Here is a 23275-nt window from a genome sequence, read left to right as displayed (position 1 = left end):
GCATACCGTTCACCGCATACGGTCGACGGCCGCCTTCTCAACTCCCGTGCCCCGCCCTACCGTCCGGCGTCATGAGCAGCCCCCCTGTCGCACCCCCGGGCTGGAGCCGCTGGCTCGTCCCGCCCGCCGCCCTCTCCGTCCACCTCTCCATCGGCCAGGCCTACGCCTGGAGCGTCTTCAAACCGCCGCTCGAATCCGCGCTCGGTCTCGACGGCACCCAGAGCGCGCTGCCCTTCCAGGTGGCGATCGTGATGCTCGGCCTGTCGGCCGCGTTCGGCGGCACCCTCGTCGAGCGCAACGGACCGCGCTGGGCGATGACCGTGGCCCTCGTCTGCTTCTCCGCCGGCTTCCTGATCTCCGCCCTCGGCGCCCGGACGGAGCAGTACTGGCTGATCGTCCTCGGCTACGGCTTCGTCGGCGGGATCGGCCTCGGCATCGGCTACATCTCACCCGTCTCCACCCTGATCAAGTGGTTCCCGGACCGGCCGGGCATGGCCACCGGCATCGCCATCATGGGCTTCGGCGGCGGCGCCCTGATCGCCTCGCCCTGGTCGGCCCAGATGCTCGACTCCTTCGGCTCCGACAACGACGGCATCGCCCTCGCCTTCCTGGTGCACGGGCTGTCGTACGCCGCCTTCATGAGCCTCGGCGTCCTGCTGGTCCGGGTGCCGCGCACCGAGAAGCCCGTCGAGAGCGGGCCGAGCGCCGTCGACGGCGTGCAGGTCTCCGCCCGTGAGGCCGTGCGCACCCCGCAGTTCTGGTGCCTGTGGGTCGTGCTGTGCATGAACGTGACCGCCGGCATCGGCATCCTGGAGAAGGCCGCGCCGATGATCACGGACTTCTTCGCGGACAGCTCCACCCCCGTGTCCGCCTCGGCCGCGGCCGGCTTCGTCGCGCTGCTGTCGGCCGCCAACATGGCCGGCCGCATCGGCTGGTCCTCCACCTCCGACAGGGTCGGCCGCAAGAACATCTACCGTGTCTACCTCGGCGTCGGCGCGCTGATGTACCTGCTGATCGCGTTGTTCGGGGACACCTCGAAACCGCTGTTCGTGCTGTGCGCGCTGGTGATCCTCTCCTTCTACGGCGGCGGCTTCGCGACGATCCCCGCCTACCTGAAGGACCTCTTCGGCACCTACCAGGTCGGTGCCATCCACGGCAGGCTGCTCACCGCCTGGTCCACGGCCGGCGTGCTCGGGCCGCTGATCGTCAACTGGATCGCCGACCGGCAGGAGGCGGCCGGCAAGCACGGGCCGTCGCTGTACGGACTGTCGTTCGGCATCATGATCGGCCTGCTCGTCGTCGGCTTCGTCGCCGGCGAACTCGTCCGCCCCGTGCACCCCCGCCACCACGTCCCCGCCCCGAGGGAGGCCGCAGATGCCCAGCGACAGCAGCCCGCCTAGCCGCGGGGGCCTGATCGCCCTCGCCTGGCTGTGGGTGGGCACACCCCTCGCCTACGGCCTGTACGAGCTGGTGCGCAAGGCGACACAGCTGTTCACCGGGTGAGACGCCGGGCGTCCGGGTGCCTGGGCGAAGCCGACAACCCGGGCGCCCGATTCCTGTGGCTTCACCTGCCGTCGTACTCGCGAGTCACTGATCAGACTGTGGATCCCGCTACCCACGGCACGAGGGGATACCCGGCATGAACGGCTCGCGCATCGCCGCCATCGGTCACTACCAGCCCGCCAAGGTGCTCACCAACGACGACCTGGCGGGCATGGTCGACACCAGTGACGCGTGGATCCGCAGCCGGGTCGGCATCCGGACCCGGCACATCGCCGGTCCCGACGAACCGGTCGACGAACTGGCCGCGCACGCCGCCGCCAAGGCCCTCGCCGCGGCCGGACTCGCGCCCGCCGACATCGACCTGGTGCTGGTGGCCACGTCCACCGCGATCGACCGCTCCCCGAACACCGCCGCCCGGGTGGCCGCCCGCCTCGGCATCCCGCGGCCGGCCGCGATGGACGTCAACGTCGTCTGCGCCGGCTTCACCCACGCCCTCGCCACCGCCGACCACACCGTCCGGGCGGGCGCCGCGACCCGGGCGCTCGTCATCGGCGCCGACAAGATGTCCGACGTCACCGACTGGACCGACCGCAGCACCTGCGTCCTCGTCGGCGACGGCGCCGGGGCGGCCGTGGTGGAGGCGTGCGGGCCGGACCGCGAGCCCGGGATCGGGCCGGTGCTGTGGGGGTCGGTGCCCGAGATGGGGCACGCCGTGCGGATCGAGGGCACGCCGCCCCGCTTCGCGCAGGAGGGGCAGAGCGTCTACCGCTGGGCCACCACGCAGTTGCCGGCCATCGCCCGCCAGGCCTGCGAGAAGGCCGGGGTGGCCCCCGAGGAGCTCGCCGGGGTCGTGCTGCACCAGGCCAACCTGCGCATCATCGAGCCCCTGGCCGAGAAGCTCGGCGCGGTCAACGCGGTGGTCGCCCGCGACGTCACCGAGTCCGGCAACACCTCGGCCGCCAGCATCCCGCTCGCCTTCTCCAAGCTGGCCGAACGGGGAGCGCTCAGCACGGGAGATCCTGTGCTGCTGTTCGGCTTCGGCGGCAACCTGTCGTACGCCGGCCAGGTCGTGCGGTGCCCCTGACGGCGCTGCCAACCCGAGCCGCGGAGGGCTCGGACGCGGCACCGGGCCGGATCGTTCCGTGCTTCCGTACGCCCGGTGCCGAATACTGTGCACCGTAGACTGTAGACGAAAGACAATCGATACTGAGCCGAAGCGAGCGTTCAGGGCCCACGCGTCAGACCTGCCCAGGAGGGGACCGCGATGTTGTCGACCGGACTGCCGCAGGGGGCGGTGCCCAAGCTGGAACGGCCCGGCCCGCTGCGCGAGCGCGTCTACGAGGCGCTGCTGGAACTCATCACCACCCGCGCCCTCCAGCCCGGCCAGCACCTCGTGGAGAGCGAACTCGCCGGACACCTCGGCGTCTCGCGGCAGCCCGTGCGCGAGGCCCTGCAGCGGCTGAACACCGAGGGGTGGGTCGATCTGCGGCCCGCCCAGGGCGCGTTCGTGCACGAGCCCACCGAGGAGGAGGCCGACCAGCTCCTCACGGTCCGCACCCTGCTGGAGGCGGAGGCTGCCCGGCTGGCCGCCGCGCACGCGGACAGCGCCGGCATCACCGTACTGGAGGAGCTGTGCGCCGAGGGCGAGACGGCGGTGGCGGCCGAGGACGTGGACCGCGCGGTCGCCCTCAACGCGGCCTTCCACGCCAAGGTGATGGAACTGGCGGGCAACACCGTCCTCGCCGGGCTCGCCGCCCAGGTGGACCGGCGGGTCCGCTGGTACTACACGCCGGTGGCCCGGCAGCGCGGCCGGCAGTCGTGGCGCGAGCACCGCGAACTGATCACCGCGATCGCCGCCCGTGACGAGCAGCGTGCCACCCGGCTGATGCGCGAGCACACCGAGCACACCCGGCGTTCGTACCACGAGCGCAACGCGACCTGACCGGGCGTCTTCGCGGCGGTCCGCCCGCGGCGGTGGCGGAAGCGGAACGCCGGTTGGGCGACGTCTTCGCCGAGGGCGGCCGGGGTGGTGCGGGGCGGGGCGTGGGCTGGGTGGCGTCCTCGCCGTGGGGTGTGGGCGCGCTTGTACCACGAGCGCGACGGGGACCTGACCGGGCGTCTCCGCGGCGGACCTTGGCGGACGCGGCTCGCGAGCTGGGTGGCGTCCTCGCGCCGGGTGGCCGCGCTTGCGGCGCGGGCAGCGTGTGCGCTGGGTGGCGTCCTCGCCGGAAGTCGGCCGCGCGTGCCGCGGGCGGGACGCCCTGGGTGACGGGCGGCTGCACAGGGCCCGCCGGCCCGGCGGGCAGCCGCACGCGCAGGTCCCCCCTCCGGCGGCCGACGAGCGGGCCGGGGAGGGGGAACACCGGTGGCGCCGTACAGGAGGGGAGCCGCGCGGTCAGGCGGCCGGGCGCGGCTTCGCGGCCGGAACCGGCTCGCCGCCGGTGCGGCCCGGCTGGCGCAGCAGGAGCGCGAGGGCCGCCGCCACCATCGACACGCCCCCGGCCAGCGCGTAGGCGCCGTCGTAGCCCCAGGCGCCGACCACCATCGAGCCGAGGCCGCCGCCGAACAGGCCGCTGACCAGCTTGCCGCTGTACACCAGGCCGTAGTTGGTGGCGTTGTAGTTCTCGCCGAAGTAGTCCGGGGTCAGCGCGGCGAACATCGGGTAGAAGGCCCCGCCGCCGAAGCCGGAGAGGAAGGCGAAGAACAGGAACAGCCACTCGCTGCGGACGTCACCGGCCCAGATGACTCCGAACTGGGCGAGTCCGAGGACGACGATGACGAAGACGAGGGTCGTCTTGCGCCCCCAGCGGTCCGACAGCCAGCCCACCACACCGCGGCCGATGCCGTTGATGACCGCCATCACACCCATCGAGGACGCCGCCACCAGCGGGCCGAAACCCACGTCCTTGGCGAAGTCGACCTGGAAGGAGATCCCGAAGATCGACACGCCGGCGGTCATCACGATGGAGATCCACATCAGGGGCAGCATCCCGGTGCGGACGGCCTCCTTGGGCGTGAACTGCCGTACCGCGGGCGGGTTCTTCGCCAGCGACCGGGCGTTCTTGCTGTCGCCGGCGAAGGTGAGCGGGTCGATGTCCGCCGGCCACCAGTTCTTCGGCGGGTCCTTGAAGAAGAACGCCGAGGCGAACACGACGATCATCACGTAGACGCCGATGAGGTCCAGGACCCGGTGGTAGTTTCCCGTGTCGAAGGCGTAGTTGAAGATGAAGATGAACGGCAGCGAGCCGTACGCGAAGCCGCCGTTGACGAAGCCCGTGCGGGCGCCGCGCCGTTCGGGGAACCATTTGCCGACCATGTTGATGCACGTCGCGTACACCAGTCCGGCGCCGATGCCGCCGACCACGCCGAAGCCGAGGATCGCCAGCCACACGTCGTCCAGGTGCGACAGGGCCAGGAACCCGGCCAGGCACAGTCCGGACCCCGTGTACATCGCACGGCGGGCGGTCAGGATGCCCTTCTCGCGCAGCCAGCCCGCCGGGAAGGCGATGCCGGCCTGGAAGAACACCCAGACGCTGAGGATCCAGAAGGTGTTGGACTGGGTCCAGCCGTGCGCGTGCGAGAGGGTGTCCTCCGCGGAGCCGTACGCGTACTCGAAGACGCTGATCGCCATCATGGCGATCCACGGCAGGTAGACCATGAGCTTGCGGGAGTGGCCGAGGATGTCCCGGTCGGTCTCGCCCACGCGGTAGACGCGGCCGTGCGAGTCGGTCACCTCGCGATAGGGACGTGGTGCGGCGTGCAGGTCGGCCGAGAGTGGATCTGCCGTCATGCTTATGCCATCTCCTCACCGAGGGGGTGCGGGTTGGGGACGATGCGCCGGGCCTTCGGCCTGCCCGGGGCCTTCAGGAAGAGCGCCAGCACCGCGGAGACCAGCCCGACACAGCCCGCGAGGACGAACGCGCCGTGGTAGTCCCACGCGTCGACGACGACCGCGCCCAGGCCCGAACCGACGAGCCCGGAGACGAGCTTGGAGCTGTAGACCATCCCGTAGTTGGAGGCGTTGTTGTTCTCGCCGAAGTAGTCCGCCGTCATGGCCGCGAACAGCGGGAAGATCGCCCCGCCGCCGAAACCGGAGACCATGGAGCACAGCAGGAAGAACGGCATGCTGCCCCACTGGCCGGACACCAGCACACCGAACTGCGCCGCACCGAGCACGACGCACACGATGATCAGCGTGTTGCGGCGCCCGACGGGAGTGCCCCCGCGCGAGCGTGTCCGGGAGCGGAGGAGGCCGGACATCCAGCCGATGACCCCGTGCCCGGTGCCGTCGACGATGACCTTCAGGGACATCGCGGTCGCCACGATCCCGCCCGCGAAGCCCATGTCCTTGCCGAACGGCACCTGGAAGGCGATGCCGAAGATGTCGATCGCGGCCGTGCACAGCAGACAGAACCACATCATCCACAGAACAGGGGTACGAGCGGCCTCCTTGGGGGTGTACTGCCTCACCGCCGGCGGGTTCTTCTCCAGCGCCCGCCGGATCTTCGGGCCGTGGGTCACCATGAGCGGGTCGACGTGCGCGGGCCACCAGTTCTTCGGCGCGTCCTGGAAGAACCAGCCGGCGGACGCCACCACCAGGCACAGCCCGATACCGGCCGTGACCAGCACGGCGCGGTAGTTGCCCGGGTCCAGGCAGGACGTGAACAGGAACACGAACGGCACCGAGCCGTAGGCGAAGCCGCCGTCGACGAAGCCGGTCTTGCCGCCCTTGCGCTCCGGATACCACGTGCCGACCGTGTTCAGGCAGGTCGCGTAGACCAGTCCGGCGCCGATGCCGCTGCACATGCCGAAGCCGAGGTAGGCGACGGCGACATGCGGCGCGTACGCCAGGGACAGGTAGCCCAGCAGTGTGCCGGCCGCGCCGAGCAGCATCGCCGTACGGGCGGGCAGCCGTCCGCTCTCCCGCAACCGCCCCGCCGGGAAGGCCACGGCCGCCTGGAAGAACACCCAGACGCCCATCAGCCAGAAGACGTGCCCGCTGCTCCACAGATGCGCCTCGTGGAGCGTGTCCTCCGCCGACGTGAACGCGTACTCGGCGGAGCTGATGCCCATCATGCCCACCCACGGCAGGACGGCCATCCAGGTGCGCCCGCGGCCCATGATGTCGATGTCGGACTCGCCGACCCGGTACACGCGTCCGTTGCGGTCCGTCACTTCCCGGTACGGCACGGACGTCGAGTAGTCGGTCGTTCTCATCGCTCACCCCTTGCGTCGAAAGTCCTGGCCGGCGCCCCCTGTCCCATGCCTTTCGTGCGCAGACGGGTCCCGGGGCGGGCCGGCGCGCACCGCCGGCCGCCCCGTTCCGCTCAGCTCATGAACCGCCCCCCAGGAGTCCGGCCGCCCGCGCCCACCGGTACTTCGCGCCGAGCACCGCCACCGGCTTCTCGGTCGTGTACGGGTACGCCACGACCCCCCGCTCGAACAGGTACCGGCAGGCCTCCTCGACCTCGACGTCACCGGCCAGCGACGCCACGACCGGCTTCTCGACGCCCCGCTCGCGGAACTCGGCGACCACGCGCGCGGTGAGTTCGGCGAACACCATCGGCGGGGTGACGATCGTGTGCCAGTAGCCGAGCACCAGGGCGTGGACGCGCGGGTCCGCAAGGCCCAGCCGGATCGTCGCCTCGTACGTCGACGGCGGCTCGCCCCCGGTGATGTCGACCGGGTTGCCGGCCGCGCCGAACGGCGGGATGAACCGGCGGAACGCCTCGTCCAGGTCGGGCGGGATCTCCATCAGGGACAGCCCGTTGTCCGTCACCGCGTCCGACAGCAGCACACCGCTGCCGCCCGCACCGGTGATGATCACGACGTTGTCGCCCCGCGGGGTGGGCAGCACCGGCAACGCGCGCGCGTACTCCAGCATGTCGTTCAGGCCCGGCGCCCGGATCACCCCGGCCTGCCGGAGGATGTCGTCGTACACCGCGTCGTCGCCCGCGAGCGCGCCGGTGTGCGAACCGGCCGCCCTCGCGCCCGCCGCCGTACGGCCCGCCTTCAGCACCACGACCGGCTTCTTCGGCACGGTCGCGCGGGCCGCCTCCACGAACGCCCGCCCGTCCTTGAGGTCCTCCAGGTGCATCGCGATGCACTCGGTGTGCGGGTCCTCACCGAACCAGGTCAGCAGGTCGTCCTCGTCCAGGTCCGACTTGTTGCCGAGGCCGACGATCGCCGACACACCCGTCCTGGTGGTGCGGGCGAAACCGAGGATGGCCATGCCGATGCCACCGGACTGCGAGGTCAGCGCCACCCCGCCCTTGACGTCGTACGGCGTGCAGAACGTGGCGCACAGGTCCTGCCAAGTGGAGTAGTAGCCGTAGATGTTCGGTCCGAGCAGGCGGACGCCGTGCCGTTCGGCGATCTCCAGGAGCTCCGCCTGGAGCGCGTGTTCGCCGGTCTCCGCGAAACCGGAGGGGATCAGGACGGCGTTCGGGACGCCCTTGCGCCCCACCTCCTCCAGCGCCGCGGCGACGAAGCGGGCGGGGATCGCGAAGACGGCCACGTCCACCTCGCCGGGCACGTCCGTGACGCTCTTGTACGCCTTGCGGCCCAGGATGTCGTCGGCCTTCGGGTTCACCGGGTGGATGTCCCCGGCGAAACCGCCGTCGACCAGGTTGCGCATCACCGAGTTCCCGATCTTCCCGGGCTCGTTGGAGGCGCCGATCACGGCGACGGAGGAGGGCTGCATCAGCCGCCGCACGGACGCGAGGATCTCCTCGCGGGTGTACTTCCTCCTCGGCGCCGGCTGCCGCTCGGCGAGGAGGATCCGGATGTCCGCGGCGACCGCTCCCGTCGCCGTCGCGATCACCGGATTGAGGTCCACCTCGGCGATCTCGGGGAAGTCCGCGACGAGTTGCGACACCCGGCGGATCTGCTCGGCCACCGCCCACCGGTCCACACCGGCCTGTCCGCGGACCCCGCGCAGGATCTCCGCCGACCGGATGGAGTCCAGCATCGACAGCGCCTCGTCGGCGGAGACCGGCGCGAGGCGGAACGTGACGTCCCTGAGCACCTCGACCAGCACCCCGCCGAGCCCGAACGCCACCACCTTCCCGAAGGTCGGATCGGTGACCGCGCCGACGATGACCTCCTGGCCCGCCGGCAGCAACTCCTGCACCAGCACGCCCTCGATCCGCGCCCCGGCGTCGTAGGCACGCGCGTTCTCCACGATCCGGTGGAACGCGGCGCGTACCCCGGCCGCGCCCTCCACCCCGACGACGACCCCGCCGGCCTCGGTCTTGTGCAGGATGTCCGGCGAGACGATCTTCATCACCACCGGACCGCCGAGCCGCGCCGCCGCGGCCACCGCCTCGTCCACGTCCGTCGCCAGTTCCTCGCCCGGTACGGCGATCCCGTACGCGTCGGCGACCAGCCGGCCCTCGGGCGCGGTCAGCGCCGTACGGCCCCCGGCCCGCACCGACTCCAGCAGGGACCGCACCCGCAGCACCCGGTCCTCGGCCATCACCTCAGATCACCCCGTTCGACTTCAGCAGGCGCAGTTCCTCGTCGCCGAGGCCCAGTTCGCCGACGTAGACCTCTTCGTTGTGCTCGCCGAGCAGGGGAGAGCCGGTGACCTCCACGGGGGAGTCGGAGAGCTTGAGCGGGCTGCCGACGGTCACGAACTCGCCGCGCTCGGGGTGCTGGACGCGGACCACCATCTCGTTGGCGGCGAGCGAGGCGTCCTCGATGATCTCCTTGGTGGACAGGATCGGGCCGCACGGGATGTTGTGCGCGTTCAGCCGTTCCAGCACCTCCCACTTGGGCAGCGTCGCCGACCACTCCTCGATCAGCTGGAACATCTTGTTCAGCTTCGGCAGCCGGGCCTCCGGCGTCGCCCACTCGGGGTCCTCGGCGAGTTCGGGCCGGCCGATGAGTTCGGTGATCGGCTTCCAGCCGACGGGCTGGACGATGACGTACACGTAGTCGTTCGGGCCGCCCGGCGCGCACCGCACCGCCCAGCCCGGCTGTCCGCCGCCGGACGCGTTCCCCGAGCGGGGGACCTCCTCGCCGAAGTCCTCGTTGGGGTACTCGGCGAGCGGCCCGTGGGCCAGGCGCTGCTGGTCGCGCAGCTTCACCCGGCACAGGTTGAGCACGGCGTGCTGCATGGCCACGTTGACCCGCTGCCCGCGCCCGGTCCGCTCGCGCTGGAAGAGCGCCGCGAGAATGCCCGCCACGGCGTGCACACCCGTCCCGGAGTCCCCGATCTGCGCCCCCGTCGCCAGCGGCGGCCCGTCCTCGAAGCCGGTGGTCGACATCGACCCGCCCATGGCCTGCGCGACGACCTCGTACGCCTTGAAGTTCGTGTACGGGCCGTCCCCGAACCCCTTGATGGAGGCGTAGACGATCCGGGGGTTGATCTCCTTGATGCGGTCCCAGGTGAACCCCATCCGGTCGACCGCGCCCGGCCCGAAGTTCTCCACCATGACGTCCGAGCGCCGGATCAGCTCGGTGAGGATCTCCTTGCCGCGCTCCGTCTTGGTGTTCAGCGTGATGCTCCGCTTGTTGCAGTTGAGCATCGTGAAGTACAGGGAGTCCACGTCCGGCAGGTCCCGCAGCTGCTTGCGGGTGATGTCGCCGGCCGGCGCCTCCAGCTTGACGACGTCGGCGCCGAGCCAGGCGAGCAGCTGGGTGGCGGACGGCCCGGACTGGACGTGGGTCATGTCCAGGACGCGGATGCCGGCCAGGGCCTTGGTGGGCGTTCCAGTCATGCGGGCCACCTCACTTGTACATGGTCTGGTTCATGGTTCCGGGGGCGTACGCGTCCGGGTCGACCCAGACGTTGATCAGCGACGGCTTGCCGGACTCGCGGGCCCGGCGCAGGGCGGGGCCGATGTCGGCGGGGTCGCGGACCTCCTCGCCGTAGCCGCCGAGGATCTGCGCGAACTTGTCGTACGGGACGTCGCCGAGCGTGTTGCCGACCCGTTCGCGGTCCTTGCCGTACTTGGCGGCCTGGCCGTAACGGATCTGGTTCATCGAGGAGTTGTTGCCGACGATCCCGACGAACGGCAGGTCGTAGCGGACCAGGGTCTCGAAGTCCCAGCCGGTGAGGGAGAAGGCGCCGTCCCCGAACAGGGCGACCACCTCCTTGTCGGGGCGGGCCTGTTTGGCGGCGAGCACGAAGGGGATGCCGACGCCGAGGGTGCCGAGGGGGCCCGGGTCCATCCAGTGGCCGGGCGACTTGGGCTGGACGACCTGTCCGGAGAAGGTGACGATGTCGCCGCCGTCGCCGATGTAGACCGAGTCCTCGGTCAGGAAGTCGTTGATCTCGCTGACCAGCCGGTACGGGTGGATCGGGGAGGCGTCGGACCGCAGCTGCGGCAGCCGCTTGTCGATCGCCGTCCGCTCGGCCGCGCGCAGTTCGTCCAGCCACTCCTTGCGCCGGGCCGCACCGCCGTTCAGCCGGCCGGCGGCGGCCTCCGTCACCGACCTCAGGACCAGGCCGGCGTCGCCGACGATGCCGAGGCCGATGTCGCGGTTCTTGCCGACGGTGCGGTAGTCGAGGTCGATCTGCACCACCGTGGCGGTGGGGGCCAGGCGTCTGCCGTACCCCATGCGGAAGTCGAACGGGGTGCCGACGATGACGATGACGTCGGCGTTGGCGAAGGCGTACCGGCGGGACAGCTGGAAGTGGTGGGGGTCGCCCGGCGGGAGGGTGCCGCGTCCGGCGCCGTTCATGTACGCCGGGACGTTCAGGGTGCGCACCAGCTCGACGGCGGCCTCGGTGCCCCGGGTCGTCCACACCTGGCTGCCCAGCAGGATCGCCGGCTTCTCGGCGTGGACGAGCAGGTCGGCGAGCCTCTCGACGGCCTCCGGGTCGCCGGCCGAGCGGGTCGAGGCCCGGTAGGCACCCGGCTGCGGGACACGGGCCCTGGTGACCGGCACCTTCGCGTCGAGGACGTCCCGGGGGATCTCCAGGAAGGAGGGGCCGGGCGCGCCGTGGTAGCACTCGCGGAAGGCCATCGAGACCATGTCCGCCGCGCGGGCCGTGTCCGGCACGGCGGCCGCGAACTTGGTGATCGGCGTCATCATGTCGACGTGCGGCAGGTCCTGGAGGGACCCCATCTTGTGCTGGGTGAGCGCGCCCTGGCCGCCGATCAGCAGCATCGGGGACTCGGCGCGGAAGGCGTTGGCGACCCCGGTGACGGCGTCGGTCGTCCCGGGCCCCGCGGTGACCACCGCGCAGCCCGGCTTGCCGGTGATCCGGGCGTAGCCGTCGGCGGCGTGCGCGGCGACCTGCTCGTGGCGGACGTCGACGACTTCTATGCCCTCGTCCACGCAGCCGTCGTAGATGTCGATGATGTGGCCGCCGCACAGGGTGTAGATGCGGTCGACGCCTTCGGCCTTCAGCGCCTTGGCCACGAGATGGCCACCGGAGATCACGTCCTGGGTGTCGTCGGGCATGGCGAAGTCCCGTCCTTTTCGTAGGAGTTGGGCGGCTCGCGGTGCAGGGGGTGCGCGGGGGTGCGTACGGCGATGCGTGCGGCGATACGTGCGGCGATACGTGGAGTCAGCGACTGTATGCAGTAGATTGCATACAGTCGACGAATACTGTATGAAGCTTGTTATCCCGCATCCAGTGGGCGGTGTCCAGGGGGCGTACACAGTTTTCGGTCATCGGGGTCCGGTCGGTTCGAGTCACCGGAGCGCACGCGATGATCCCCGCAGACAGGAGCCGGCATGGACCTGTACGAACACCAGGCACGACAGCTCTTCCAGGACCACGGCATCCCGGTGCCACGGGCCGAGGTCACCCGGTCACCCAAGGAGGCACGGGAGATCGCCCGGCGGCTCGGCGGCCGGGCCGTGGTCAAGGCACAGGTGAAGACGGGCGGACGCGGCAAGGCGGGCGGAGTCCGACTCGTCGCCGACCCCACGGCCGCCGAACTGACGGCCCGACAGATGCTCGGCACGGACGTCAACGGCCACCGGGTCCGCACCCTGATGCTGGCCGAACCGGTCGACATCGCCGAGGAGTTCTACGTCTCCTACGTCCTGGACCGCGCGGCCGGCGGCTTCCTCGCCATCGCCTCGGCACGCGGCGGCGTCGACATCGAGGAGGTGGCCGCCCACCACCCGGAGGCCGTGGCGCGCGTCCCGGTCGACCGGGCCGTGGGCGTCACCTCCGCCAAGGCCGGCGAGATCGCGAGCGCCGCCGGGCTGCCACCGCGGACCGCCGACGTCCTCGTCCGGCTGTGGCAGGTGCTGGTCGCCGAGGACGCCCTGCTGGTCGAGGTCAACCCTCTGGTGCGCACCGCACAGGGCCACCTTCTCGCCCTCGACGGCAAGGTCACCCTGGACGACAACGCCCGGTTCAGGCAGACGCGTTGGGGCGCCGACGACGCGGAGCACCGGGACCCGCTGGAGAGCGAGGCAGCCTCCCGCGGAATCAACTACGTCAAGCTCGACGGCGAGGTCGGGATCATCGGCAACGGCGCCGGCCTCGTCATGTCGACCCTGGACGTGGTCGCCGGCTGCGGCGCCCGCCCCGCCGACTTCCTCGACATCGGCGGCGGCGCCTCGGCGGAGGTCATGGCCGACGCGCTCTCGGTGGTCCTCGCCGACCCCGCCGTGCGCAGCGTCCTCGTCAACGTCTTCGGCGGGATCACCGCGTGCGACACCGTCGCCGACGGCATCCTCGCGGCGGTCGACCGGATCCGGCCCGCCAAGCCGCTCGTCGTGCGCCTCGACGGCAACAACGCGGCCCGCGGCCGGGCGATCCTCGACGCGCGTGCGCATCCGCTGGTCGAACAGGTCGCCACCATGGACGGCGCCGCCCGCCGCGCCGCCGAACTCGCCCACACCGTCTGAGGAGCCCGGACATGGCCATCCACCTCACCACGCGGAGCAGGATCCTCGTCCAGGGCATGACCGGCGCGGAGAGCGTCCTGGCGGCGGTCGACCGGATCCGGCCCGCCAAGCCGCTCGTCGTGCGCCTCGACGGCAACAACGCGGCCCGTGGCCGGGCGATCCTCGACGCGCGTGCGCATCCGCTGGTCGAACAGGTCGCCACCATGGACGGCGCCGCCCGCCGCGCCGCCGAACTCGCCCACACCGTCTGAGGAGCCCGGACATGGCCATCCACCTCACCACGCGGAGCAGGATCCTCGTCCAGGGCATGACCGGCGCGGAGGGCATGAAGCACACCCGGCGGATGCTCGCGGCCGGCACGAACGTCGTCGGCGGGGTCAACCCGCGCAAGGCCGGCCGTACCGTCGACGTCGACGGGCACCCGCTGCCCGTCTTCGGCTCGGTCGCCGACGGCGTGCGCGCGACCGGCGCCGACGTCAGCGTCGTGTTCGTGCCGCCCGCCTTCGCCAAGGCGGCCGTCACCGAGGCCGCCGACGCCCGGATACCGCTGGCCGTCGTCATCACCGAGGGCGTCCCGGTCCACGACACCGTCGCCTTCACCGCGTACGCGCGGCAGCGGGGCACGCGGATCATCGGACCCAACTGCCCCGGCCTGATCTCCCCGGGACAGTCGAACGCGGGCATCATCCCCGCCGACATCGCCAAGCCCGGCCGCATCGGCCTGGTCTCCAAATCGGGCACCCTCACCTACCAGCTCATGCACGAGCTGCGCGACACCGGCTTCTCCACCTGTGTCGGCATCGGCGGCGACCCCGTCGTCGGCACCAGCCACATCGACTGCCTGGCCGCCTTCCAGGACGACCCGGACACCGACCTCATCGTGCTGATCGGCGAGATCGGCGGCGACGCGGAGGAACGGGCCGCCGCCTACATCCGCGACCACGTCACCAAGCCCGTCGTCGGCTACATCGCCGGGTTCACCGCCCCCGAGGGCCGGACCATGGGCCACGCCGGCGCCATCGTCTCCGGCTCCACCGGCACCGCCCGCGCCAAGCGGGAGGCCCTGGAGGCGGCCGGGGTACGGGTGGGCCGCACCCCCACGGAGACGGCCCGGGCCGTGCTGGAGACGCTGCGGCAGGGCTGAACCGGAGACCTCGCCGCCCCTTCCGGGCCGATGCGCGCCACCCCCGGCGCCGGCCCGCGACAGAAGGCGGCCACCTCCCCGCAAGCCCGGCCACCTCCCCGCACACCCGCATCCCCGCACACCCGCACCCCCCATCCCCGCCCAGCGAGAGCGGAGACCACGCATGTGCCCCACCCTCACCCCGCAGCCTCCGACCCCTCCTCCCGTCACGCTCCTCAAACCCGGCACCTCCTACGCCGACGCCTGGCAGCGCTGCCTCACGGCCGCCCCGGAGGCCTTCCGGGAGCAGACCGCCGGCAATCTCTGGGCCGGTGCCTGGCACCCCGACGGCCGGACCCTGCCCGCGACCACCCCGGTCGACGGCACCCCCATCGCCGGTGCGCCCCGCCTGGACGGCGACACCGCCCACCAGGCCGTACGGGCCGCCCTCGACCAGCACCGCGCCTGGCGGCACATCCCGCTGCCCGAACGGCGGGCCCGCGTCGCCGCCACCCTGGACGCGCTCGCCGGGCACCGCGAACTGCTCGCCCTGCTCCTCGTCTGGGAGATCGGCAAGCCCTGGCGGCTCGCCCTCGCGGACGTGGACCGGGCGATCGACGGCGTGCGCTGGTACGCCGACCGGATCGAACCGATGCTCGCGGGCCGGGCCCCGCTGGACGGGCCCGTGTCGAACATCGCCAGCTGGAACTACCCGATGAGCGTGCTCGTGCACGCCGCCCTCGTGCAGGCGCTCGCCGGCAACGCGGTCATCGCCAAGACACCGACCGACGGCGGCGTGGCGTGCCTCACCCTGGCCGCGGCGCTGGCCGCCCGCGAGGGGGTGCCCCTGACCCTGCTCGGCGGCAGCGGGCGCGAGCTGAACCAGGCGCTGGTGCGGGCGCCGGAGATCGGCTGCGTGTCCTTCGTCGGGGGCCGCGACACCGGCGCGGCCGTCGCCACCGCCGTCGCCGACCTGGGCAAACGGCACATCCTGGAGCAGGAGGGACTGAACACCTGGGGCATCTGGGAGTTCTCCGACTGGGCGGCGCTCACCGCCGTCGTCCCCCGTCTCTTCGACTACGGCAAACAGCGCTGCACCGCCTATCCGCGCTTCGTCGTCCAGCGCTCCCTCTTCGACGCGTTCCTCGCCGCCTACCTGCCGGCGGTCCGATCCGTCCGCGTCGGCCACCCGCTCGCCGTGGCGGACCCGGCCGATCCGCTGCCCGAGCCGGACTTCGGTCCGCTGATCAGCGCGGCCAAGGCCGAGGAGCTGACCGACCAGGTGGCCGAGGCCGTCGACCGGGGTGCCGTACCGCTGTACCGGGGCCGGCCGGACGAGGCGCGTTTCCTGCCGGGCCAGGACACCTCCGCCTACGTCCACCCGGTCACCCTGCTCGGTCCGCCGCCGTCCTCCCCGCTGCACCACGCGGAGCCCTTCGGGCCGGTCGACACGATCGTCCTCGTCGACACCGAGGCCGAGCTGCTGGCCGCGATGAACGCGTCCAACGGCGCGCTGGTGGCCACGCTCGCCACGGACGACCGCGTCGCCTACGACCGGCTCGCCCCGCAGATCCGCGCCTTCAAGACCGGGCACGGCATCCCGCGCTCCCGCGGCGACCGGGACGAGCTGTTCGGCGGCTTCGGAGCGTCCTGGCGCGGCGCCTTCGTCGGCGGCGAGCTCCTGGTACGGGCGGTGACGCGGGGCCCGGCAGGGGAGCGGCTGCCCGGGAACTTCCCGGAGTACCAGCTCATGCCCTGATTCTCACGCTCGGCACACGGGATCTCGCGGACTGTATACCGTCGGCAATCCGGCGCCCTGCCTCGTCCCCGCGGGCGGATACGCAGGTGAAACGCACTCCGAAACCTTGGTATTGTTGTCCATGTCGCCGCGCGGAACACACCCCGCAAGGCGGCGGACACCTGGTCCGGGTGGCGGAATGGCAGACGCGCTAGCTTGAGGTGCTAGTGCCCTTTATCGGGCGTGGGGGTTCAAGTCCCCCCTCGGACACAAAATAGGGGAAATCGGCACCCGCTTCCGGCTCTCGGCCGGGGCGGGTGTTCGGCGTTTCGGTGTCTTCGGCCTGGCTTTTCCCTTCGCCGACGTTTCGGACCGGCGGTGGCTACCGCGCTGTGCCGGCCGCCCCGCGCATGACAGAAGTGCAAGAGCATGATCGCGCGTGCCCACCCTGCCGAGGCCGAGGACTTGATACGGCCACCGGAGCAGGGCCCCTGGCGAGGGCAGCCGACCGAACCCACCGAGCGACTTCCGAGGTCGGGTGGCGACGAGTCCGGGAGGTGCCGGAAGCCCTCCAGCTGGTCCCGCACGCGCAGCGAGGAACGGGCCGGCGCACGTCCATCGGGTTCGCTTCCTCGTTACTTCGGCTCCTCGGCTCTCATGGTGTCGCCGCGCAAGGCCTTGTCCGTGGCCCGTCCGATGACGGCAGTGGCACTTGCGTCCACAGCCCCTCCGACAATGCCCCCCAAGATCGGCACGCCCTTGGCGAGAGTGATCGCCGCGCGTTTGGTTCCGTACTTCGCGACGAGGTGGAACCCGGCCTTCTTGTTGATCGCGTGGAGCACCGCCATCGGGATCTTCTTGATCATCTGCTCGCCGAGCTTCTGGCCGACCTTCACGCCGAAAGCCGCCAGGACGTTCTGCGCGCTCATCCCGATCGCGAGCATCATCACCACGGTCCGCACCTGGGGGTCACGGATGTCCCAGCCCCGCAGGTGCGCTATGGCGCCGGCCATCCGCAAGTTGATGGCGAGGGACGCGGCCACGTTCGCAGGGATCGTCACGCCTGCAGTGATCAGACCTCCGAGTCCGGTGACGAACCCCTGGGTCCCGGCCGCGGCCACGGACTCCTTGATGAGGCGGGCGATGACAGCGTCGACGTCGTCCTTCATGTCCTCAGGAGGACGACGCTCATTGTCATCGGGTGCCCTGTAGTCGGCACCCTGCCGACGCGAAAGACGGTCCTCGGCCCAGGCCGCCGACCCCGTGACCGGCCCCACCCCGTGCACCATGACCTTCTCCGCGAGCTCGGCGACCCACCGCCCGGCCTTCTCGACCGCTCCCTCATCAGGTGTCTTGTCGTCGGCCATCGCATACCCCTCCCGCGAGCGCCCCACCCGGGGTCTCTCGCCTGCTGTCGGCGGCAGCAGAGGTTCGGGTCCCGGACATCGCCGGCGTGATTGCAGGCGGTCGAAACCGCGTCCCCCCAGACACCACCCCTCCACCCCTGCGCCGCGCGGCACCCCTCGCCGCGCTGCCTTTCACGATTTCACGCGGGTGTAGCGTTCCACGTGAGTGAAAGCGTTGTCAAATCATCTGGTGGTGACTGGCAGCCGCTACCCTGCCCCGCATCCGGCCTCGATCAGGAAGCGGCTGGGCTGCCCGGCCCACGAGACGTACAACCCGTCCCTCGCCCGCGTGCAGGCGACGAACAACAAACAACGTTCGGCCGCGAGGTCGGCCTCGTGCTGGAGCCGGTCGATCTCCTCCGGCGTGACGGCCGAGGGATTCGGCAGGGCGCGATCGTTGACGCCGACGACTGCGGTAAAGCGGTACTCGAGGCCCTTGAAGGCGTGCATGGTGCCGACGTTCACCGCGTCGTCGGTGCGTGCGGCTCCCGCGCGGACCCGGCTGGCCGGGATCCCGGCCTTGTTCAGGCGGTGCTTGACCTTTTCGCAGGTCTTGTTGAACCGTGCGCAGACCCCGATCTCTCCGTACGCGGCGCCGCCGTTCACCCACTCACCCACCTGCTCGACCAGGGCGTCGAGTTCGGCCTCCTCCGTCTCCGCGGCGTGGACGCGCGGCCCGGAGCCGTGCAGGGCAGAGCTGTAGCCGATGAGGGTGTCATGTCGTCCGCTGTCGGCCAGTTCGGCGTAGGGACGGCCGAGCAGGAGCCCCGTCGCCCAGCTGAGGATCTCCTGGGTGGAGCGGTAGTTCTTGCGCAGTTTGGTGGAACGGCCGGCGACATTGATGCCGAGGGACTTCAGCGACACCCGGTTGTCGTAGATCCGCTGGTGCGGATCGCCCGCGATGAACAGGTCGTCGGGACGCCGCGGCGCGGCCGCCCGCAGCATCCGCCACTGGGCCGGGTGGAGGTCCTGGGCCTCGTCGACGACGACGTGTCTGTATGCGGGCCCCTGCTCGGTCAGCAGGTCGGTGGCCTCCACACAGGTGCCGAGATAGGTGCGCAGCCCGTCCTCGGCCAGCTGCCGGGTGAACTCCTCCATCGTCCGCCACACCAGGGGTCGGGCGGAGGCCGACAGCGCGCTGCCGCGTCCCCGGCGCTCGCAGACCTCGTACTCCTCCCGGCTGCGTATGTCCTGGGCGAGGACGACGTGCTTGTACTCCTGGGCGAGGAACTGCGCGGTGCCCGTCAAGCCGGTGGCATCCGCGGCCTGCTCCCACCGGGCGGTCTCCTCGTACCCGGCGATCGGTCGGCGCGAGGTGTTGACCACGCGCCCGGCGAAGGCGTCGACGGTCATGACGTCGACCCGGTCGCGCAGGTCGGGATCGTCGACGAGCAGCGAGAGCCCTTCGGCGAGGGAGTCCACGAGGGCGTTGGTGAACGTGGTGAGGAGGATACGGTCGCCGTCGCGCAGGTGCCGCAACAGATGCCGCACCCGGTGGAGGGCGACGACGGACTTTCCGGTGCCGGGCCCGCCGGTGACCTGCGCCGGGCCGGAGTACGACGGGCGGTAGGCGACCTTGTGCTGAGCAGGGTGCAGGAAAACCCGCCAGGCGGCGAACGGCTTGTCGAGGATGTCGCGCAGTTCGTCGGCGTCGGTGACGACGGCGATACGGGTGCGAGTGTGCGCGATGGCGGTCGCGTAGTCGGTGGTGTCCACGGGCTCCTGGGAGGCCGCGTCGGCCAGCGCCGGCACCACGACCTCCTGCCAGGTCTGCTCGACACTCGCACCGAGGGCCAGGTGTTCCAGCACCTTGTACTGGTCCGGCGGGAAGAACCGCCCGAAGACGTCGAGCTGTTCCAGACTGGTCAGCACGCGTGCCTGCGCGAGGGTGGTCGCGTCGATGCCGAGCGCGGCCATCTCCCCGTCGGAGACCTTCGCGAAGAGCCGCTGCTCGTCGGCGGGCGCGATCCGCTCGTAGGCGGGGGCCAGTTCCTCCAGGGTGGCGATCTCGCGCAATTCCACGGCGCCGGTGACGGCGTTGATGGTCGCCTTCTGCCGCACGGCCCACTCGGTGGCCTCGTCGTGCGGGCCGACCCGCAGCAGCACGAAGGTGTCGCCCGTCTCGGGCGCCAGGACCACCCCCCGATACCCCTGGGTGATCCGGATGGTCCGGATCTGCCGGTCCCTGGCGCCCTTGAGTGATTCCAGCTTCAGGCCCGGGTCCTTGAATAGCTGGTCGAGGGTGAGCCGCTCGAACTTCTCCCAGGCGTCGAACACGCCGTTCCTGACGTGCTTCTCGAGCTTCTCCAGCTGCTGGCAAAAGGCCTTGTCGAGGGCGAGGTGCGGCATGTTGGGATTTTAGGCTTACATGGCGTGCCACGGGCCGTTCGGTTGTCAGTCCACCGGCGAAGCGGCGGGGGGCCGGCGGACCGCGTCGGTCACCCGCCGCCGAGTTCCCGGCGGAGCATGGCCAGGACCTCCGCGGCCTCGACGGCCACGTCGTGGCGCGGGCCGTGTACGAGCACGACGTCCTCGTACAGCGCCTCCAGAATGGCCCGGGCCTCGTGCGGGTTGCCCTGGCTGAGCAGCAGCATGCCGATGTCACGGCGCAGCTCCACGGCCGCGTCGCTGACGTCGCTCTCCACGGCCCGTTCCACCTCCAGGACCGCCTGCAGCTCCGCCAGCGCCTCGGTCACCTGGCCGAGTTCCCCGCGGCAGCGGGCGGCCTGGGCGCGGCAGTCGCGGGCGGCCTCGTCGGTCGGCCCGTTGATGCGGCCGTACGCCTCGGCCAGTGCTTCGAACTCGGGCAGGGCCGCCCGGTGGTCGCCTGCCAGCTGCCGGCTGTATGCACGGCGCCGCCGCAGCCGCAGGACGGCCTTGTTCTCGGCGCCCAGGGCCCGCGCCAGCGGCTCGATCATCTCGCCCGCCACCTCGGCGGCCTGCGTGTAGCGCTCCTCCTCCATGAGGGCGATGTAGTGCTCGTCGACCTCCCGCAACTGCGCTCGAAGCAACTCCCGTTCGGGCGGCGAGACGACATGCTCGGCGACCTGGCCAGGTGCCGCCGCGTCCGGGGCGACCCGGGGACGGCTCTCGGCTCGGGCGCGAGGCGCGTAGGGACGGCGGAAGAGTCCGGTCGGATCGGGCGCGCCGGGCGGCCCGGCCTCCCCGAGGGCGGAGGACTCCCCGGGCGCCGGCAAGAAGGGCATCAGTCGCTCGTACACCTCCTGCACGTCCACCGGCCGGCTCTCCGGCGTCTTGCGGAGCAGGTGCAGGACCAGCGCTTCCAGCTCCTCCGGAACGTCGGCGCGCAGCCGTCGCAGGGGGGTGGGCGCGGCCCGGACGTGCTGGTCCATCAGCTCGAAGTCGCTCTGCGCACGGAACAGCGGTCTGCCACAGAGGAGTTCGTGGAGCACGCAGCCGAGGGCGTAGAGGTCGGTGCGCGGGGTGACCCGGGTGCCGCGCACCTGCTCGGGCGACATGTACTGGTGCGTGCCGATGGGCCGGCCGGAAGCCGTCAGCCGGGTGACGTCGGTCTGCAAGATCGCCGCGACACCGAAGTCGAGGACCTTCACCGTGCCGTCCCGCGCGACCAGGATGTTGGACGGCTTGAGGTCGCGGTGCACCACGGGCACGTCGTGCGCGTACGACAGCACCGTGGCGACCTGCGCGGCCACCGCCACCGCCCAGCTGACCGGAAGGGGCCGCTCCTCGTGCACGTACCGGGTGAGGGGGACGCCCTCCACCAACTCCATGACGAGGAACAGGTGCTCGTGGGTGCTGTCTAGGACGGCGTCGTACACCTGCGGCACGCCCGGGTGCTGGATGCGCGCGGTGATCCGCGCCTCGCGGCGGAAGCGCCGCTCGAACTCCTCGGCCATCTGCGGCGTGGCGGCGACGGCCTGCGGCCGGATCCGCTTCACGGCGACGGGCCGGTCGAGCACCGCGTCGTAGCCCCGCCACACGTCGCCCATACCGCCGTTGCCGAGCCGCTCCAGCAGCTCGTAGCGGCCTGCGATCGGTCTGTCCGGCACCTGTCCCCGCCCCGCGTCCTGCACTCGCGCTCGTTCGTTCCCCCGAGCCCATCGATTCGCGGTCAGTTTCCCCGGAAAACGATCTGTGCGTCCAGCCGCGTCCTACGAGGGTGCGGCGGACGGCACGTATCGGACCACTGTGGCCACTGTGTACTCGGCCCCGACCGTCTTCCCGGGTCCGTCCGGGCGCGGCGCGCAGCCCCAGCGGTCGGCGAGGGTCTCGACACGGAGCAAGCCGCGCCCGCCGGTACGGGCGGAGCTGAAGCGGAGGGTGAAGCAGGAGTGGACGGGGGTCGCCGGTGCGGATTGTTCCGTTCGGTTCATGCACGCAGCGTTTCCGGCTGTGGCATACGGTGACCAGGGGTGACGCGCCGACGCGGTGGGGAGTACCCGCGGGCGCACATCGAGTACGGGGTGGTACGGCCGTGTGAGCGGGAAGTGGGTGTGGGGTGCTGGACAACAGGGAGAGCGGCGTCGACGCCGAGGTGCCGGGGCAGCGGCGCTCCGAGGAGGAGTCCGCCAAGGGCCTGATCGGGGCGTTCGGGCGGCAGTTGAAGCTGCTGCGGACGCGGGCGGGCATGGAGCGGGCCGAACTCGGCCGACTGGTCGGGTACTCGGCGGACACCATCGCCTCGTACGAACAGGGACGGAGGGTTCCGCAGCCCCGCTTCATCGAGCGGGCGGACGAGGTGCTGGGCGCGGGTGGACTGTTGGTGGCCATGAAGGGGGAGGTCGGTCGAGCGCGGTATCCGGCCTTCTTCCGGGATATGGCCCAGCTTGAGGCCGAGGCAGTGGAGCTGTGTGCCTATGACACGGTGGTGATCAACGGTCTCTTGCAGACCGAGGAGTACATGCGGGCAGTACTGGCCATGCGTCGGCCATTGCTGGACGAGGCAACCATCGAACTGCGTGTATCCGCTCGGCTGGACCGACAGGAAATCTTCAACCGCTGGCCGGCTCCGTTGCTCAGCCTCGTGATGGAGGAGTCCGTACTGCGCAAGCCCTTGGGCGGCAAGGCGGTGCTGCGAGGACAGCTTGAGCATCTCCTGCTCGTCGGCCGCCGACGAAACGTAGAGATCCAAGTGATGCCACTGGACCGCGAGGACAACGCAGGAATCGATGGACCCTTCACAGTGGTCAGACGCAAAGGCGGAGAGCAGGTCGTCTATGCGGAGGTGCAGGGACGCAGCACCCTGGTGACGGAGAACGACGAGACGGCTCTGGCCGCTGCCCGCTATGGGATCATCAGGAGCCAGGCTCTTACTCCGCAGCAGAGCCTGGAACTCATCGAGGAGTTGCTGAGGGAGCTATGAAGACGGCAGAGAACGCTACTTCAGGGGCCGGACTCGCCTGGTGCAAGAGCAGCTACAGCGGAGCCGAGGGTGGCCAGTGCGTCGAGGTCGCTGCCGCTCCCAATGCTGTGTTGGTCCGGGACTCGAAAGACTCCGCCGGGCCCGTCCTGTCGCTCGGGCCGAAGGCCTGGGTCGAGTTCGTGAAGCGGGCCGCGCGCGGCTGAGGCGGGCAGGCGCGTCCTGGAGGCACCGGCGTCCACGCGGCGCCGGGCCCCAGGCGCTGTCAGAAGTCATCCAGCCCTTCTTGAAGGCGGATCTTCCGCCATACCACGCATGGCTCGTTGCCGTGGCACGTCTCA

The 23275-nt window shown here is 71.2% G+C and carries 18 protein-coding genes and 1 tRNA gene; 11 read left to right on the top strand and 8 right to left on the bottom strand.

Annotation, left to right across the window (positions count from 1 at the left end; all coding sequences use genetic code 11):
* Positions 1–71: 71 nt before the first annotated feature.
* The 4 genes from LG395_RS00685 to LG395_RS00675 all read left to right on the top strand — a co-directional run bounded on the left by LG395_RS00685 (position 72) and on the right by LG395_RS00675 (position 3445).
* Positions 72–1400 carry an OFA family MFS transporter gene (locus tag LG395_RS00685; RefSeq protein ID WP_225808039.1) on the top strand — a complete coding sequence of 443 codons (1329 nt, stop codon included), beginning with the start codon at positions 72–74 and terminating at the stop codon, positions 1398–1400.
* Entirely contained in the window at positions 1375–1503 is a 129-nt protein-coding gene (locus tag LG395_RS41885) for an MFS transporter small subunit (protein ID WP_268744341.1), read from the top strand. Before LG395_RS00685 ends, LG395_RS41885 begins: the two co-directional genes overlap by 26 nt.
* Positions 1504–1639: 136 nt before the next feature.
* Positions 1640–2587, top strand: coding sequence for a beta-ketoacyl-ACP synthase III (locus LG395_RS00680; RefSeq protein ID WP_171151034.1), 948 nt, complete (start codon positions 1640–1642; stop codon positions 2585–2587).
* A 180-nt stretch (positions 2588–2767) separates the two neighbouring features.
* A complete protein-coding gene (locus LG395_RS00675; RefSeq protein ID WP_171151032.1) occupies positions 2768–3445 on the top strand; it encodes a GntR family transcriptional regulator in 678 nt (225 codons plus the stop codon).
* A gap of 453 nt (positions 3446–3898) precedes the next feature.
* Here LG395_RS00675 and LG395_RS00670 read toward each other — a convergent pair whose 3' ends face one another.
* The 5 genes from LG395_RS00670 to LG395_RS00650 form a co-directional block, all read right to left on the bottom strand.
* Positions 3899–5293, bottom strand: a complete 1395-nt coding sequence (locus tag LG395_RS00670; protein ID WP_225808038.1) for an OFA family MFS transporter — start codon at positions 5291–5293, stop codon at positions 3899–3901.
* A 2-nt stretch (positions 5294–5295) separates the two neighbouring features.
* Complete coding sequence (locus LG395_RS00665) at positions 5296–6720, bottom strand: OFA family MFS transporter (RefSeq protein WP_225808037.1); 1425 nt, start codon at positions 6718–6720, stop codon at positions 5296–5298.
* A 115-nt stretch (positions 6721–6835) separates the two neighbouring features.
* The gene (locus LG395_RS00660; RefSeq protein WP_225808036.1) at positions 6836–8980 is read right to left on the bottom strand and encodes an acetate--CoA ligase family protein; all 2145 of its coding nucleotides are present in this window, start codon (positions 8978–8980) and stop codon (positions 6836–6838) included.
* Between the two features lie 4 nt (positions 8981–8984).
* Positions 8985–10226, bottom strand: a complete 1242-nt coding sequence (gene frc, locus LG395_RS00655; RefSeq protein ID WP_225808035.1) for a formyl-CoA transferase — start codon at positions 10224–10226, stop codon at positions 8985–8987.
* Between the two features lie 10 nt (positions 10227–10236).
* Positions 10237–11919 (bottom strand): thiamine pyrophosphate-binding protein, encoded by a 1683-nt coding sequence (locus LG395_RS00650; protein ID WP_171151022.1) that lies wholly within the window; start codon positions 11917–11919, stop codon positions 10237–10239.
* A gap of 276 nt (positions 11920–12195) precedes the next feature.
* On the opposite strand from LG395_RS00650, the gene sucC reads away from it, so the two are divergent.
* From sucC to LG395_RS00625, 5 genes are all read left to right on the top strand, one after another.
* Positions 12196–13326 (top strand): ADP-forming succinate--CoA ligase subunit beta, encoded by a 1131-nt coding sequence (sucC, locus tag LG395_RS00645; RefSeq protein ID WP_225808034.1) that lies wholly within the window; start codon positions 12196–12198, stop codon positions 13324–13326.
* An 11-nt stretch (positions 13327–13337) separates the two neighbouring features.
* On the top strand, positions 13338–13577 hold the full coding sequence (locus LG395_RS00640) for a hypothetical protein (protein ID WP_372463189.1): 240 nt from the start codon (positions 13338–13340) through the stop codon (positions 13575–13577).
* A gap of 11 nt (positions 13578–13588) precedes the next feature.
* Positions 13589–14470 (top strand): succinate--CoA ligase subunit alpha, encoded by an 882-nt coding sequence (gene sucD / locus LG395_RS00635; RefSeq protein WP_225808033.1) that lies wholly within the window; start codon positions 13589–13591, stop codon positions 14468–14470.
* A gap of 163 nt (positions 14471–14633) precedes the next feature.
* Positions 14634–16208, top strand: coding sequence for an aldehyde dehydrogenase family protein (locus LG395_RS00630; protein ID WP_225808032.1), 1575 nt, complete (start codon positions 14634–14636; stop codon positions 16206–16208).
* A 164-nt stretch (positions 16209–16372) separates the two neighbouring features.
* Positions 16373–16457 (top strand) — tRNA-Leu (locus LG395_RS00625).
* A 365-nt stretch (positions 16458–16822) separates the two neighbouring features.
* Here LG395_RS00625 and LG395_RS00620 read toward each other — a convergent pair.
* The 3 genes from LG395_RS00620 to LG395_RS00610 all read right to left on the bottom strand — a co-directional run bounded on the left by LG395_RS00620 (position 16823) and on the right by LG395_RS00610 (position 21624).
* Positions 16823–17554 (bottom strand): EcsC family protein, encoded by a 732-nt coding sequence (locus LG395_RS00620; protein WP_225808031.1) that lies wholly within the window; start codon positions 17552–17554, stop codon positions 16823–16825.
* 246 nt (positions 17555–17800) lie between these two features.
* Positions 17801–19942 (bottom strand): UvrD-helicase domain-containing protein, encoded by a 2142-nt coding sequence (locus LG395_RS00615; protein ID WP_225808030.1) that lies wholly within the window; start codon positions 19940–19942, stop codon positions 17801–17803.
* Positions 19943–20031: 89 nt separating this feature from the next.
* Positions 20032–21624, bottom strand: a complete 1593-nt coding sequence (locus LG395_RS00610; protein WP_225808029.1) for a serine/threonine-protein kinase — start codon at positions 21622–21624, stop codon at positions 20032–20034.
* A gap of 485 nt (positions 21625–22109) precedes the next feature.
* Here LG395_RS00610 and LG395_RS00600 point away from each other — a divergent pair, with 485 nt between their 5' ends.
* Positions 22110–22937: a helix-turn-helix domain-containing protein gene (locus LG395_RS00600; protein ID WP_372463198.1), complete on the top strand. Its 828-nt coding sequence runs from the start codon at positions 22110–22112 to the stop codon at positions 22935–22937.
* On the top strand, positions 22934–23140 hold the full coding sequence (locus LG395_RS00595) for a DUF397 domain-containing protein (protein WP_225808027.1): 207 nt from the start codon (positions 22934–22936) through the stop codon (positions 23138–23140). Before LG395_RS00600 ends, LG395_RS00595 begins: the two co-directional genes overlap by 4 nt.
* Positions 23141–23275: the final 135 nt, after the last annotated feature.

This window comes from Streptomyces spinosus (assembly GCF_020400655.1).
In the GTDB taxonomy this organism is placed as follows: domain Bacteria; phylum Actinomycetota; class Actinomycetes; order Streptomycetales; family Streptomycetaceae; genus Streptomyces; species Streptomyces argyrophylli.
Note: the sequence above shows the minus strand (reverse complement) of the source record. Positions and strands in the feature narration are given on the sequence as shown.